Here is a 14,129-nt window from a genome sequence, read left to right as displayed (position 1 = left end):
CCATGGAAAAAGACGAATTAAAAATCCTTGCCCGGCATCTTGCCAATCCCGAAGGAGAAAAAGGCATTGAGATTGGTGAAATGATGAATGCTACTAACATCAGTATGACGTTAGAGAGTATCAGAGCTCTTCTGATAGAAGATGATGAACGTATTCTTGAAATAGGACACGGAAATGCAGGACACCTGAAGAATATTTTTAGTCTGGCCAAAGGGCTGAAATATACAGGAATTGATATTTCGGAAACCATGCATAGCGAAGCTAAAAGATTGAATCAGGAATTTGAAAGCCAGGCAGACTTTGTTTTATATAAAGGAACAAAACTTCCTTTTGAAGATGAGACCTTTGATAAAATATTTACAGTCAATACCGTTTATTTCTGGAAAAATCCAGTCGATTTTTTAAATGAAATTTTCAGGGTTTTAAAGGATAACGGAACATTTGTACTGACTTTCGGACAAAGAGATTTCATGGAAAAACTACCTTTTACAGCATATGATTTCAATCTTTATAACAATGATGAGATGGAAGAATTGGTCTCAAAAAGTCATTTTAAAAGAATGAAGACTTCTGAAAAAGAAGAGCAGATAAAAAGCAAAACAGGAAACGAAACGATACAAAGAATCTATACAATTTTAACAATAAAAAAATAAAATAATGAGCATATTAGTGAATGATTTAAAGGAAAAGTGGGAGGCTCTGAAAGCTGAAAATCCACATGTAAGAATAAGAAATGCTGCGGCACAATTTGGTGTAAGCGAAGCTGCATTACTGGCAACTGGGATTGGAGAAGGAGTAATTGTGCTAAACCCAGATTTTCCGGGAATTCTTACAGAAGCAGAAAAATTAGGAAAAGTAATGGCCCTTACCCGCAATGATGAGTGTGTTCATGAAAGAAAAGGAATTTACCAGAATGGAGATTTCAGCAGCCCTCATGCTCAGCTATTTGTAGGAGAAGATATTGATCTTAGAATTTTCCTTAACCATTGGAAATTTGCTTTTGCAGTAGTAGAAGGAGATAAGAAAAGTCTTCAGTTTTTTGGAAAAGACGGATTGGCATTGCATAAGATCTATCTTACAAAGAATAGTGAAGAAGCTGCTTTCGATGCTGTTGTTGAAAAATTCAAGGCAGAAGATCAGAACCCAATATTCAACTTTGAAGCAGTAACTCCAAAACAACCAGAAAAGGCAGATACTGAAATCGATGTTGAAGGATTTAAAAAAGCGTGGACAGAATTAAAAGATACTCACGATTTCTTCATGATGACCAGAAAATTTGGAGTAAGCAGAACTCAGGCCCTGAGACTGGCTCCGGAAGGTTTTACTCAAAAAATTGATAACTCAAAAGTAGTTAATATTCTTGAAGAAGCTTCAGAAAAAGGTACACCCATCATGGTTTTCGTAGGAAACAGAGGAATTATCCAGATTCACACAGGAAACGTGAAGAAAACACTTTGGCACCAGCAATGGTTCAATGTAATGGATCCTGATTTCAACCTTCACCTTGATGTAACGAAAATTGCAGAAGCATGGATCGTGAAAAAACCGACTGAAGACGGAGAAGTTACAGCGATTGAAGTATTCAATAAAGAAGGAGACTTCATTGTTCAGTTCTTTGGAAAAAGAAAACCTGGAATTCCAGAACTTCAGGAATGGAAAGATCTTGTAGCAACTCTTGAACAATAATAATTAGATGATTTTAAGAGAGGCCGTTTTGTTTGTAAAATTCAAGGCGGTCTTTTTCTTTTGGATTTTGGCCGGCATTGTAAAAAGCCCCAGAATATTATGTAATTTGTAGCTAAATTAAAATACTAAAGATAAAAAATGAAGAATATTTTCATAGCGATTTTGCTGGCGGGTTTCTGTTCACTCAATGCACAGAACTTTAAAGCCTATCAGTTTTATGACCAAAAAGGGAAAGAAGTAAAAACGGATAAATTGGTGAAGGAATTGGCAGATTATGATGTTGTTTTCTTTGGTGAAAATCATAACAGTTCCATCAATCACTGGCTGCAGCTTAAAATCACAGAAGCTTTGTTTGAAAAGAAAAATGGTCAGCTTATTTTAGGTGCTGAAATGTTTGAAAGAGACAACCAGGCTCAGTTGAACCAATATTTAAATGGAAAGTTTGATGCAAAAACACTGAAAGATTCAGCCCGTCTATGGAATAATTATGCAACAGACTATAAGCCACTCGTAGATTTTGCAAAGAATAAAAAACTGAACTTCATTGCCACCAATATTCCGAGAAGGTATGCCTCACAAACCGCAAAAGAAGGAATAGAGTCTTTGAATACATTAAGTGATAAAGAGAAGACATACATTGCTCAATTACCGATCAAAGTAACCTTGGATACTCCTGGTTATCCTGAAATGAAAGCCATGATGGGCGACCATGCAGAAGGGACAAAGGTGATGAACTTTATTTCAGCACAGGCTGTGAAAGATGCAACAATGGCTGAGTCTATTCTGAAAAACATCCAATCAGGAAAGACGTTCATCCACTATAACGGGAACTATCACAGTAAAGAATTTGGAGGAACCTATTGGTATATTAAACAGAAAAACCCTAATCTGAAAATGGCTGTAATTTCTGTTTTTGAATCTGATGATCCTGAATTGAAAGTACCTGCAAAAGATTATATCCCGACAGAATTTAACCTGATCATTCCTACAGATATGACGAAGACTTTTTAATTTTTTTCTCGCAGATCACACAGATTTCGCAGATTTTTAAATAATCAGAACAATATCAAATTCAATAGGAAGAGGCTGTCTCAAAAGTACCCCCTCTCTCGAACTCCTGTCTGACAACTTTTGTTGTTTAGGAGATTCTCGGAGCGTTAGTTTACCTTTTGAGACAGCCTCTTCTTTTTATATAAAAAAGTCCAAAGGCTTTAGCCAAAACCTAAGAATAATAATAACCACCCCATAAAATCAAAGGTCCAATAGTAACTCCCAGCCTCCCTCTTCCAGCTCTAAAATCCTGACACAATGATCCATTTTTACCAGACAATCTCTACCTTTGTACAACATTCCAGTTAAAATGAAAAAACTATCCATTCTATTGATTCTTTTTGTAGGATTCTGTAATGCTCAGAAATTGACATCAGACGAAGTGTCTCTTATCAATACAGGAGATATAAACTCTGCATTATCTATTTATCAGACTACTGATGATCATCAGCATAAAATCCTACTGAACCTTTCCTCAGAAATCAATGCAACTGATCCTAACACCGCTGTTTTGGTGAAGAGAATGAAAGAATCTCTTCTTTCAACGGATGGTGGAGTAGGTATTGCAGCTCCACAGGTGGGTATTAATAGAAAAGTGATTTGGGTTCAGCGTTTTGACAAAGCTGGAACACCTTTGGAATATTTTATCAATCCAGTGATAGTTTGGAGATCTGATCTGCAAAATCTCGGGCCTGAAGGGGACTTATCAATTCCTGATTTCAGAGACCAGTTTTACAGAAGCAAAGTTATTCAGCTTGAATATGTAGACTTAAAAGGACAAAAGTATTCAGAAATCGTAGAAGGCTTCACGGCTGTCATCTTCCAACACGAAATTGATCACCTGTTCGGAATTTTGATTTCTGACAAAAAAGAAAAAGAGAAAAATGATTCCTATAAAAGGGTAGACGCGTACCAGAAAAGTGATCAGAATAAGAGATAACTATCAATTGATGAGTAATGAGTAATGAGTAATGAAGCGTCAGCTATACAAGTTGCTTCATCCAATCGATACATCGATTCACTCTTTGCTCATTTAAAAATAAAGCATTGCAAAAAATAAAACTTTGCGTTTAAGAAAACACAAACTCCACTAATATCTAGCACGAATATCATAAATTTTGAATTGGGAATATCCGCAATCATCTGTGCCTATCTGAGAAAATCTCTGGTTAAAGATAAAGAGTAAGACTACTTTACATATTATTTGTTTTATATCGTAAAATGAAGTCTTCACCATTTTCATATTCGGCAGGATTAATATAAGATATAATACCAATATCAGACTCTAAAATTTCCTTAAGCTTATTGAAATAGGTTTGGATAGTTTCTTCGTTGGCATCCAAGGTAAGGCTAATAATTAACTTATCATCCTCCGTAATATTGGCTCCAATCATTATTCTATAAGGATTATGAAGGGATTTATTCCAATAAAAACTTTGATTTAGTCCTTTATTTTCAATAAAATAATTTACCATTTCAATTTCGGTGGTAAATACATAATCTTTATTATTGGGAGGGAAAGTATAATCTGTATTTAATTTTTCATAATCAGGAATGAATGTGTCGAGTACAAGATCAATTATATTTTTTGATTTTTCTCCTGCATAAACCTGACAAACGATATCTCTAATTATTTCCATTTTTTTTAAGTATAACCTTCACAAATTTAGTATTAAAATATATTCAATGATTTGTGAGGATCTGAGAAAATCTGTGGTTAAAAATAAAAATGAGCTGTTTTCATTACGAAAACAGCTCATTTCAAATATAATTATAAAAAAATTGGATTAATCGTTGTTGGTTACAGAAAGCTTAACCTCAATATTGTTTCTTGTAGCATTAGAATAAGGGCAGATCTGGTGGGCCTTCTCCGTTAAGGATTGTGCTTCTTCAAGAGAAACTCCCGGAATATTCACATCCAATTCCACAGCCAGTCCGAAACCTCCGTTTTCAATCTGTCCGATGCTCACTTGAGCAGTAACAGTTGTTTCTCCGGTTTTCACTTTACCCAGGCTGATCACTCTGTTCAAAGCACTGTCAAAGCATGCAGAATATCCCGCTGCAAAAAGCATTTCAGGATTGGTGAAGTCATCATTCGCACCTCCTAGCGCTTTAGGCATTTTTACTTCAAGATCCAACACTCCGTTTTCACTCTTTACATGTCCGTTTCTTCCGCCTGTAGCAGTAACTTTTGTTGTATATAACGTTTTCATTTATTTTTCTATTTTGTTTAATATTTTTAATACTGTTTCTTTAAGTTCCAACAGTTCTTCAGGCTGTATCCCGATTTTTTCCTGGATTTTTCCTGGAATTTCGCAGGCCTTTTTCTGAAGCTGTTTTCCGGCTTCATCTAAAAATACTTCAACAACTCTTTCGTCTTCTTTTTTACGTTTTCTTGTAATAAACCCTTTTGCTTCCAGTCTTTTGAGAAGGGGAGTTAATGTTCCGCTATCCAGAAAAAGTTTTTCTCCGATATGGCTTACAGTAAGCCCGTCACCATTCCATAATACAATCATAACGAGATATTGTGGGTAAGTGATGTCCAGCTCATCAAGGAAAGGGCGGTATAATCCGGTAATTTCTTTGGCAATTACATATAAGGGAAAGCAGATCTGGTTTTCTAATTTGGGTGTATTTGAATGTTCCATAATATAAAGTACGAAAGATTCGTGAAGGTATTACTTTTTAACGATAAATTCATCCATTGGGATACGGACTTTTTCATAGAAGACAGCCAGTCATTGGCTTCGTCACGGTATCCAAGGTATAAAAGACTTACACTTTTTAAACCTAATTCTTTTAATCCCAGTACTTCATCTACCACTGCATTATTGAATCCTTCTGCCGGTGTACTGTCTATTTTAAGTTCTGCAGCCTGTGCAAGAGCAATTCCTAAAGCAATATAGGTCTGGCGGGCTGTGTGTGCAAAGTGCTGCTCAGGAGTCTGTGCTCCGTACATTTCTTTGATCTTATCTGTGTAGCTCCCGAAACGACCTCTTGGAAGTTCTCTTACATCAGTATGATGATCATATACCTTATCTATCTTTTCATTGGAGTAGCTGTCCCATGCAGCAAAAACTAAAACATGAGAAGAGTCTCTCATCACTTCTGGATTTAAAGCCCCAGCAACCATTTGTTCTTTTAAGTCCTGATTTTCTACTACGATAATACGGAAAGGCTGTAATCCCGATGAAGTAGGAGCTAATCTTGCTGCTTCCAGAATGGTGTTCAAATCTTCAGTTGATACTTTTTTAGTTGGGTCATAGGCTTTTACAGCATGTCTCCAGTTCAAGTCTTCTATTAATGACATTTTCTTTTATTTTAAATTAAACTATTTGACAATTATTGAGTTTCAAATTTTGCGTTATGATGAATTAACTATGCAAATATATAGACAATTAAATTGTGCACAATTTAATATCGAAAGATTTTATTGATGACTATTATTTATTTTATAAAAGAAAGTGAATCGAATTCTTATATTTCAGCATGATTCGGATTTTTTTCCATCATAAGGATTCTAATCTTTGCCCTAGAATTTTAAACTAAAAACAATGCAGAGATTTAAAAACAAAACAGCAGTCATTACAGGTGGAACAAATGGGATGGGATTAGCTACCGCTCAAAAATTTATAGAAGAGGGAGGGCGTGTCATTATCACTGGACGAAGTGAAGAAACCATTGATAAAGCTTTGGAAAAATTAGGTAAGAATGCTTTTGGAATCGTTTCCAATGCAGGAAATATGCAGGATCTATTGAATTTACTGCAAGAGGTAAGAGAATATACAGAACAAGTAGATGTTATTTTTGCCAATGCAGGCTATGGAAAATTCGCTCCCGTAGAAAATGTAGATGAAAGCCATTTTGATGAACTTTTTAATGTATTGGTAAAAGGTCCTTTTTTACTGTTCAGCAGCTGCTTCCTTTGATGAAAAACGGAAGTTCGGTTATTTTTAACACTTCTGTAGCTACAGAAATTGCGATGAATAGTTTTTCGGTGTATTCAGCAGCGAAATCGGCAGTGCAGTCTTTCATCAAAACATTTGCAGTAGAACTTACAGAACGTGGTATCCGTGTGAATGGAGTAAGCCCAGGGCATATCAAAACCAATATTTTTAATAATACAGGGTTGGAGCCTGAACAAATTGATGCTGCAGTGGAGGATATTATCCCTACAATCCCTTTCAAAAGACAGGGTGATCCTGAGGAAATTGCCAATGCGGTTCTGTTTCTGGCTTCAGATGAGGCATCCTACATTCATGGTGCAGAAATCAGGGTAGATGCCGGAATTTCTGTCATAAGGTCGTAGATCGAAACTGGCAATGATTTTACTTATTTCACTTCATTAATCTCTTTGACCATATTGGTTTTATTTTCAATTCCAATATTGTAGGCTTTCCCTTTTTTAAAGCTTAGATTAGCTTTTTCTATCAAAGTTTTATAGTCAGGAGATTTTTTTGAAATATAAAAAACCTGTGCACTTATGCCAATAGCCACACGCACCACTTCTTCCGGTTTATCCGGATCTTCAAGAATATTGTTGATCGTAGCATTATTATACCAGGTTAATTTCTGGGATTCAGAGTTAGAAGAGCAGGATGTGATCATGGTAAACAGTAATAATAAATAAGTCCAGACTTTCATAAGAATAAATTGTTGATTAAAGAGCTCCTGCAATATATAAATAAATGCAGGAGCTATATAATAAAGTTAGTTAGAACCCACAGTGTGCTGTGCTAGGTACAGGTGCAGAACAACCTGAAAGAGCTGAGAATGCTGTTAATGTACAATTGGTATTTACCAGATTGTTATCATACAATAAAGAACCTGATGGACTTCTGTAGTAAACATTTCCGGCTGTGTTAGCATAGGAAGAAACAGAAGTAGAACCACAGGTAGAATTAGTACATGCAGCTCTCCATGCAGTATCAGTAATAGGACCTGTTGAATTTAGAGAAGGGTCAATAATTCTTTTTTCAACCACTCCGGAAGCATTTTTAAAGCTTACAAGAATGGCAACATGATACACCCATGATACGCAGCAAGTACCGGTAGAAGCCCTTAAGTTTCCATATACGAACTGTTTTTCACACTCATATCCGGCATTGTTTAGGATCTGTCTCATTTTGTGAGCTCTTGCATAGCATCCGTCTACAGGATATCTGAAAGTGATACACGGAGAAGAAGCTGTGGAAGTTCCGCAAGACTGGTTTTTGATTTGGGTAAACAGGCTGTTTAAAGTAGCCAGATCAGGAATAACACTGGTTAATTTTCTTGATGCTTCATTGCCTGTTTTCTCTTCTTTTGTTAAAGCTGATTTAAAAAATCTGATATCTTCCAGGGTTGGGCTTTCTACTTTTGCAATTTCGTTGGAATTAGCTTTAAGGAAAATATGAACCGGAGATTCATTTTTTACAGCCTGGCTAATCATAGAAATATAAGATGCATTTTCCTCAGTATCTTTAATTAGGTAAGGTTGTGCTGAAAGAATAAAGGAAACTTTGTAGCTTCCGTTTTCTTTGTCAATACCTACCGGAACAGTTCTTCCGAACTCTTTCATGGCAGTTTCTTTAGTTTGTTGATTTACAGTTTCCTGATTCGCATTGGAATCTGAACAGGAGTTGATGGATAGTACGGAGACAAATACCATCATGGATAGCAAAAATTTTTCATAGTTCTTATATTTTGGTGGTTAATAATTTTCTAAATAGCATTCTGTTATTCACTATTTAGTGATATTAAAATTATGAAAAATTCAAATATATGCAAGTAATTTTTTCAAAAAATAATTAATATTTGAAAATAATTCAAAAAAAAATCCCTATACATCAACTGCATAGGGATTATGATATTTAAAATTTAAATTTATTTGTAAATCAATTCAGCCTGGAATACATCAGCAAAATGCTTTCTGATTTTGGCTTTTATATCTTCCATTTCTTCCGGTGTCAATTCTCTTTCAAGTTCTCTTTTTAAAGAAGTAACCTGTTTATCTTTGATGCCACACGGAATAATGTATTCAAAGTAACGCATATCTGTATTTACATTCAGGGCAAAGCCGTGTAAAGTTACCCATCGGGAAGCTTTAACTCCCATTGCACACATCTTTCTTGCATAAGGTTTTCCAACATCCAGCCAAACACCGGTTTCTCCAGGAGAACGTTCTCCTTTCAGTCCATATTCAGCAATCGTTCTGATGATCACCTCTTCAAGATTTCTCATATATAAATGAATATCTGTAAAGAAGTTTTCAAGGTCTAAAACAGGATAGCCGACGATCTGACCATAGCCATGGTACGTAATATCACCACCACGGTTGGTTTTTACATAAGTAGCTTCTAATTCCTTAAGCTTATCCATTCCGGCCAGCATATTTTCTTCGTGCCCGCTTTTTCCTAATGTATATACATGAGGATGTTCTACAAAAAGAAGGTGGTTCGAGGTAGTGATATGCTGTTCTGCAGGCAGATCGCGGTTCTTAATTTTAGTATCAATAATATCTTTCATCAGTTTCTCCTGATAATCCCATGCAGGCTGATATTCTTTAATACCTAAATCTTCAAATTCTACTGATTTATTTTGATTTGTATTCATTTCAATTTTTGATATACAAATTTAGTGAATTTTAAGCTTTTATGGAATGGATAAAATCTATGGCACTTTTCTTCCAATCTTTATCCTGAAGCAAAACATTCACAAAGGCTGTCCCAATGATTCCTCCAGCTGCTTTTTCAGTCACATTTTCAAAATCTGCCTTTGATTTTATTCCGAAACCGATCATGACAGGATTTTTAAGAGGAAGTTCTGCTAATCTGGTGAGGTAGTTTTCATTCTTTAGAACCGTATTTTCGTTTCCGGTAGTGGAAGATGAGCTTACTGCATAAAGAAATCCTGAACTTAGTGAATCCAGATACTGTATTCTATCATCTGAAGTTTCCGGAGTTACTAAAAATGTGAAATTAAGGTTGTACTTTTTCAGAATATGTTGATAGTTTTTTTCAAATTCAATAGGAGGAAGGTCTGGAAGAATAAGTCCTGAAACTCCGCTTTCTGAACATTCTTTACAGAAATTTTCAAAACCAAAGCTCAATACAGGATTGATATAACCCATTAAAATAATCGGAACTTTTATTTTATCTTTTATCGTTTTTAACTGAGAAAAAAGCTTTTCAATAGTCATCCCGTTTTGAAGGGCAAGCTCATGGGCTTTTTGAATCACTGGACCGTCAGCTACAGGATCAGAATAAGGCATTCCGATTTCAATCATATCTGCTCCTGAATCCTGGATAAGTTGTATAATGTCTGCAGTATCTTCCAGTTGTGGGATTCCTGCGGTGAAGTATATATTTAGTTTTTTCATTTTTTTATTGTATTGATGTATTCATGTAAAATGTATTTACCTGGTTTTATCTCTTAAAGTTGTGTTACATGAATACTTTTTACATTTTACAAATTTTTCAGATACGTTTCCATATCCTTATCACCACGGCCGCTTAAGCAAATGACAACAATATCATCTTCTTTGAATTTCTTCTTGTCTAAAACAGCCAAAGCATGAGAGCTTTCAAGGGCAGGAATAATTCCTTCCAGTTTGGTAAGTTCAAAAGCGCATTTCAAAGCTTCATCATCATTGATGCTGAAAAATTCAGCTCTTTTTTCTTTAAATAAGTTGGCATGAAAAGGTCCTATTCCAGGGTAATCTAATCCTGCAGAGATAGAATGTGGTTCAATAACCTGTCCGTCTTCCGTTTGCATCACCAAGCTTTTGCTACCGTGAAGTACTCCAAGAGTTCCCAGAAATGTAGTAGCGGCAGACTTCCCTGAGCCAACACCAAGTCCTCCGGCTTCAGCAGCAATAATTTTCACTTCTTTTTCATCTACAAAATGGTAGAATGTTCCGGCAGCATTACTTCCGCCTCCAACACAGGCAATCACATAATCCGGATTTTCTCTTCCTATTTTCTCTTTAAGCTGCTCCTTGATTTCTTTTGAAATAATACTTTGAAATCTTGCGACAAGGTCCGGGAAAGGATGAGGTCCCACCACACTTCCAATCACATAATGGGTAGTGACAGGATTGTTGATCCAGTCTCTTAAAGCTTCATTTACAGCATCTTTAAGGGTTTTTGATCCTGAAGTAGCTGCTACCACTTCTGCACCCAGCATTTTCATTCTCGCTACATTAGGTGCCTGTCTCCGAATATCAATTTCACCCATATAAACGATGCATTCAAGACCAAGCAGTGCACAGGCAGTTGCAGTAGCTACACCATGTTGCCCAGCTCCGGTTTCTGCTATAATTCTTGTTTTTCCAAGGCGTTTTGCCAGAAGAACCTGTCCTAGAGCATTATTGATCTTATGAGCTCCGGTATGGTTAAGATCTTCCCGTTTTAAATAGATCTTGGTATTGTATTTTTCACTTAGGTTTTTAGCAAAGTACAATGGGGTTGCTCTGCCTACATAATTTGTAAGCAAATCCTGATATTCATTCTGGAAGTCCTTGGACTCAATGATTTCAAGATAATTCTTTTGTAATTCTTCTACATTCGGATAAAGCATTTCGGGGATAAAAGCTCCTCCAAATTCTCCATAATATCCGTGTTCATCAGGATTTTTATAATTCATTTCTTTATTCTTTAGTAATTAAATAAGCATTATGTTGAGAGCTCAATGTATTGAGCTGTTCTTTTTCATTTTGAGATACATTAAAAATTAAAATATCATCATCTTCCGAATTTACCCATTCGGAACCTTCATTCTCTTTGATGGACTTTGCCTTATCATAAAGGATTTCAATATTGCATTTTTCATAAAACGGTCGAAGGTCAGTATGGCAAAAGCCAATTGTGTTGATATTTCTTTGGATAACATTTTCCTTTAAATACTGAACCAACTGAGCTCCATATCCTTTTTTCTTATGGGCAGAAACCAGTCCTACAGCTTCTGCAAAAGCATATTGTGACCCCGATATTTCCAATACAAAATCAAAATTAAGACGAAAAACGGCCAGGATTTCTGAATGAAAATCTAGTAGTAAATGAAATTCCGAATCTTTAAAAAAGGTGCGGAAATAGACTAATTTCATGGTATTCCATGCAGAAATGTCCCAAAGCTTGAGGATATGTTCAATTTCTCTGTCTGCTAATTCGTTGGCTTGTTTAATATGATATTTCATAGTTATATTAAATAATAATCAACATTTATAATGAGTCCCGAAGGGACGATTTAACCCTAGCCAAGGATGCAATCCTTAGGCTATGAAATATTTGTTTAATCCCATAAAAATTTTTCATCATAATCCATTTTATGTTTTTCCAATATTTCCACAAGTTCATTTTTAAAATCCTGTTTTTGATGATGCTGGCGTTGGTTTTTAATATATTTTGTCACAATATGAACATCTTTTTCACCCACTGAAAATGCACCGTAGCCATCCTGCCAAAAGAAATTCTCATATTTCTTACCTTTTGTTTTGATCCATTTTGAGGAATGTGCCTTTATTTCCTGGACCAATTTCATTAATGCAATTTTCCTGGATAATCTACAAAGAATGTGGATATGATTGTCTGTTCCGCCAATCTGTAATGCATAACTTTCGAAATCCTTACATAATGTTGTGATGTAGGCGTACAATTCTTTTTCTATTCTTTCATCGATAAAATCATTCCTGTATTTGGTGCTGAATACAATGTGGATGTAATTTTTGACTAATGATTGTGGCATTTGTGTGTTTTTTGGTGGTTGTCATTAATGGGTTATTATTAATGTGGTGGTTGTTTATATTAATTGGAATGTTTCCAATTCTGGGTTAAATCGTCCCGTTGGGAATCATGGGATGATGGTTTTAAATTTTTTAATCCTGTTTACATCCTTATCACCCGGGGTTATTTCAAATTTTGAATTGATATCTAAGGCAAAAGGCTGCTGCTTCAATGTTTGGATATTTTTGATATTCTCTTCTGAAATACCGCCACTCAAAAAATAGGGGAGTGGAATTTCAAATTCATTCAATATATTCCAGTCAAACTGTTGTCCTGTTCCGCCGAATGCTTTACTATCTGTATCGAATAGGTAGTAGGTAATAGGTAATAGGTTGTAAGTTGCGGGTTGATTACTGAACGTTTGTGCTATTTTCTTTTTGTTTTCAATAGTATCGTTTCCGATTCTTATCACCTTGATTATTTTTACATCAAGAGGAAGCTGTTTTTTTAATTCAATAATAAAATGACTGTCCTCATCACCATGTAATTGAATTAGGTTTAGCTTTGCTTTCTCAGCGATTTCTACTATTTTTTCAATTTTTTCATTGACAAAAACTCCAACTTTTCCCTGATGGCCAATCTGCGCAATATCTTCCAGATCCAAATGGTTCAGAACATATCGCGGTGATTTTTCATAAAAAATGAATCCTAAAAAATCTGCCTTCATCGAAATCAATTCCTGAATCTGACTGAGCTTAGTAAGACCACAGACTTTAAGACCAGAAGAGAATTGGGTTGTTGCTGATTGTTGGTTCATTGGAGCTAATTATTTTGTTGTGGGTTGGTTGTAAATTGGACACTCATTTTCAAATTTTCAAATTCTCACATTGTCAAATTAGTAAAGAAAACTCTTCAAATGCTTTTGCCGGATCTGCATTCCTCATAAAATATTCTCCCATCAGGAAGCCGTCAAATCCTTTGTCCTTTAAATATTTAAAATCATCAAGGTTATAAATTCCACTTTCAGCAACAGATAAAGTATCTTTAGGGAGTTGATCTTTTAACTGAACGGAATGCTGCAAATCCACTTTAAAATCCTTTAGGTTTCTGTTATTAATTCCAACCAAATCGATAGTAGAATTAAAGTGTTTCAGCTCTTCCTCTGTATGGATTTCTAATAAAACTTCCAAATCCAGTTCATGAGCCAGTGCTGTAAATTCATGAACCTGATTAGGCGAAAGACAGGCTGCAATGAGTAAAATAACATCGGCTCCCATACTTTTAGCTTCATAAAATTGGTATTCATCAATCATAAAGTCTTTACGAAGGATAGGAATATTGATGTGTTTTCTTACATTTAGAATATCTTCAAAGCTTCCACCAAAAAAATCTGTATCCGTAAGAATGGAAATGCCGCTGGCTCCGAAGTTTTCATAAGCTGAAGTAACATGCAAAGGCTGAACATTATTATTGATAATTCCTTTAGATGGAGACTGTCTTTTAAACTCAGCAATAATTCCGTTTTTGTTTCTTATGGATTCTTTCAATGAGAAACTCTTTCTTTCGAAGAAATCTGAGCTTTTTAATTGATCAATGGAAATAGCAGCTTTTGAAGCGGCAACTTCTTCTTTTTTTCTTTCAATAATTGTATCTAGTATGGTCATGTGTCAAGATTAGAAATGAGAATGTTGT

General features: G+C 35.3%; 16 protein-coding genes and 2 pseudogenes. 5 read left to right on the top strand and 13 right to left on the bottom strand.

Features of this window, described 5'->3' with window-relative positions; translation table 11 throughout:
• The first annotated feature begins 2 nt into the window (after positions 1-2).
• The 4 genes from H5J24_RS14390 (at position 3) to H5J24_RS14375 (ending at position 3,676) form a co-directional block, all read left to right on the top strand.
• Positions 3-653: a class I SAM-dependent methyltransferase gene (locus H5J24_RS14390; protein WP_068942480.1), complete on the top strand. Its 651-nt coding sequence runs from the start codon at positions 3-5 to the stop codon at positions 651-653.
• Positions 654-657: 4 nt separating this feature from the next.
• On the top strand, positions 658-1,686 hold the full coding sequence (locus tag H5J24_RS14385; protein WP_068942482.1) for a hemin-degrading factor: 1,029 nt from the start codon (positions 658-660) through the stop codon (positions 1,684-1,686).
• 138 nt (positions 1,687-1,824) lie between these two features.
• A complete protein-coding gene (locus tag H5J24_RS14380) occupies positions 1,825-2,697 on the top strand; it encodes a ChaN family lipoprotein (protein WP_068942484.1) in 873 nt (290 codons plus the stop codon).
• A gap of 349 nt (positions 2,698-3,046) precedes the next feature.
• Positions 3,047-3,676 (top strand): peptide deformylase, encoded by a 630-nt coding sequence (locus tag H5J24_RS14375; RefSeq protein WP_068942486.1) that lies wholly within the window; start codon positions 3,047-3,049, stop codon positions 3,674-3,676.
• Positions 3,677-3,929: 253 nt separating this feature from the next.
• Here the strand turns inward: H5J24_RS14375 and H5J24_RS14370 are convergent, their stop codons facing one another.
• The 4 genes and pseudogenes from H5J24_RS14370 to H5J24_RS14355 all read right to left on the bottom strand — a co-directional run bounded on the left by H5J24_RS14370 (position 3,930) and on the right by H5J24_RS14355 (position 6,046).
• Entirely contained in the window at positions 3,930-4,376 is a 447-nt protein-coding gene (locus tag H5J24_RS14370) for a hypothetical protein (RefSeq protein WP_068942488.1), read from the bottom strand.
• A 147-nt stretch (positions 4,377-4,523) separates the two neighbouring features.
• Positions 4,524-4,949: an organic hydroperoxide resistance protein gene (locus H5J24_RS14365; protein WP_068942490.1), complete on the bottom strand. Its 426-nt coding sequence runs from the start codon at positions 4,947-4,949 to the stop codon at positions 4,524-4,526.
• Positions 4,950-5,384 carry a MarR family winged helix-turn-helix transcriptional regulator gene (locus H5J24_RS14360; RefSeq protein WP_068942492.1) on the bottom strand — a complete coding sequence of 145 codons (435 nt, stop codon included), beginning with the start codon at positions 5,382-5,384 and terminating at the stop codon, positions 4,950-4,952.
• 30 nt (positions 5,385-5,414) lie between these two features.
• Positions 5,415-6,046 (bottom strand): annotated as a pseudogene (locus H5J24_RS14355) (NAD(P)H-dependent oxidoreductase).
• A gap of 244 nt (positions 6,047-6,290) precedes the next feature.
• Between H5J24_RS14355 and H5J24_RS14350 the strand changes: the two are divergent.
• Positions 6,291-7,045, top strand: a pseudogene (locus tag H5J24_RS14350) (SDR family oxidoreductase).
• A gap of 23 nt (positions 7,046-7,068) precedes the next feature.
• Here the strand turns inward: H5J24_RS14350 and H5J24_RS14345 are convergent.
• The 9 genes from H5J24_RS14345 to trpC form a co-directional block, all read right to left on the bottom strand.
• Entirely contained in the window at positions 7,069-7,380 is a 312-nt protein-coding gene (locus tag H5J24_RS14345) for a hypothetical protein (RefSeq protein WP_068942498.1), read from the bottom strand.
• 70 nt (positions 7,381-7,450) lie between these two features.
• Positions 7,451-8,398, bottom strand: coding sequence for a protein-glutamine glutaminase (locus tag H5J24_RS14340; protein ID WP_283250720.1), 948 nt, complete (start codon positions 8,396-8,398; stop codon positions 7,451-7,453).
• A gap of 203 nt (positions 8,399-8,601) precedes the next feature.
• A complete protein-coding gene (gene lipB / locus H5J24_RS14335; protein ID WP_068942502.1) occupies positions 8,602-9,330 on the bottom strand; it encodes a lipoyl(octanoyl) transferase LipB in 729 nt (242 codons plus the stop codon).
• 31 nt (positions 9,331-9,361) lie between these two features.
• Positions 9,362-10,096 carry a tryptophan synthase subunit alpha gene (trpA, locus tag H5J24_RS14330; protein ID WP_068942504.1) on the bottom strand — a complete coding sequence of 245 codons (735 nt, stop codon included), beginning with the start codon at positions 10,094-10,096 and terminating at the stop codon, positions 9,362-9,364.
• Positions 10,097-10,182: 86 nt separating this feature from the next.
• On the bottom strand, positions 10,183-11,361 hold the full coding sequence (trpB, locus tag H5J24_RS14325; RefSeq protein WP_068942506.1) for a tryptophan synthase subunit beta: 1,179 nt from the start codon (positions 11,359-11,361) through the stop codon (positions 10,183-10,185).
• Positions 11,362-11,365: 4 nt separating this feature from the next.
• Entirely contained in the window at positions 11,366-11,911 is a 546-nt protein-coding gene (locus tag H5J24_RS14320; RefSeq protein WP_068942508.1) for a GNAT family N-acetyltransferase, read from the bottom strand.
• A gap of 95 nt (positions 11,912-12,006) precedes the next feature.
• Complete coding sequence (gene tnpA, locus H5J24_RS14315; RefSeq protein WP_068942510.1) at positions 12,007-12,459, bottom strand: IS200/IS605 family transposase; 453 nt, start codon at positions 12,457-12,459, stop codon at positions 12,007-12,009.
• A gap of 105 nt (positions 12,460-12,564) precedes the next feature.
• Positions 12,565-13,254 carry a phosphoribosylanthranilate isomerase gene (locus tag H5J24_RS14310; RefSeq protein WP_068942511.1) on the bottom strand — a complete coding sequence of 230 codons (690 nt, stop codon included), beginning with the start codon at positions 13,252-13,254 and terminating at the stop codon, positions 12,565-12,567.
• 73 nt (positions 13,255-13,327) lie between these two features.
• Positions 13,328-14,101 carry an indole-3-glycerol phosphate synthase TrpC gene (gene trpC, locus H5J24_RS14305; RefSeq protein WP_068942513.1) on the bottom strand — a complete coding sequence of 258 codons (774 nt, stop codon included), beginning with the start codon at positions 14,099-14,101 and terminating at the stop codon, positions 13,328-13,330.
• Positions 14,102-14,129 lie beyond the last annotated feature (28 nt).

It is taken from the genome of Chryseobacterium capnotolerans (genome assembly GCF_021278965.1).
GTDB classification, from domain to species: Bacteria; Bacteroidota; Bacteroidia; order Flavobacteriales; family Weeksellaceae; genus Chryseobacterium; species Chryseobacterium capnotolerans.
The sequence above is the reverse complement of the archived record's forward strand: the minus strand, read 5'-3'. Positions and strand labels throughout refer to the sequence as shown.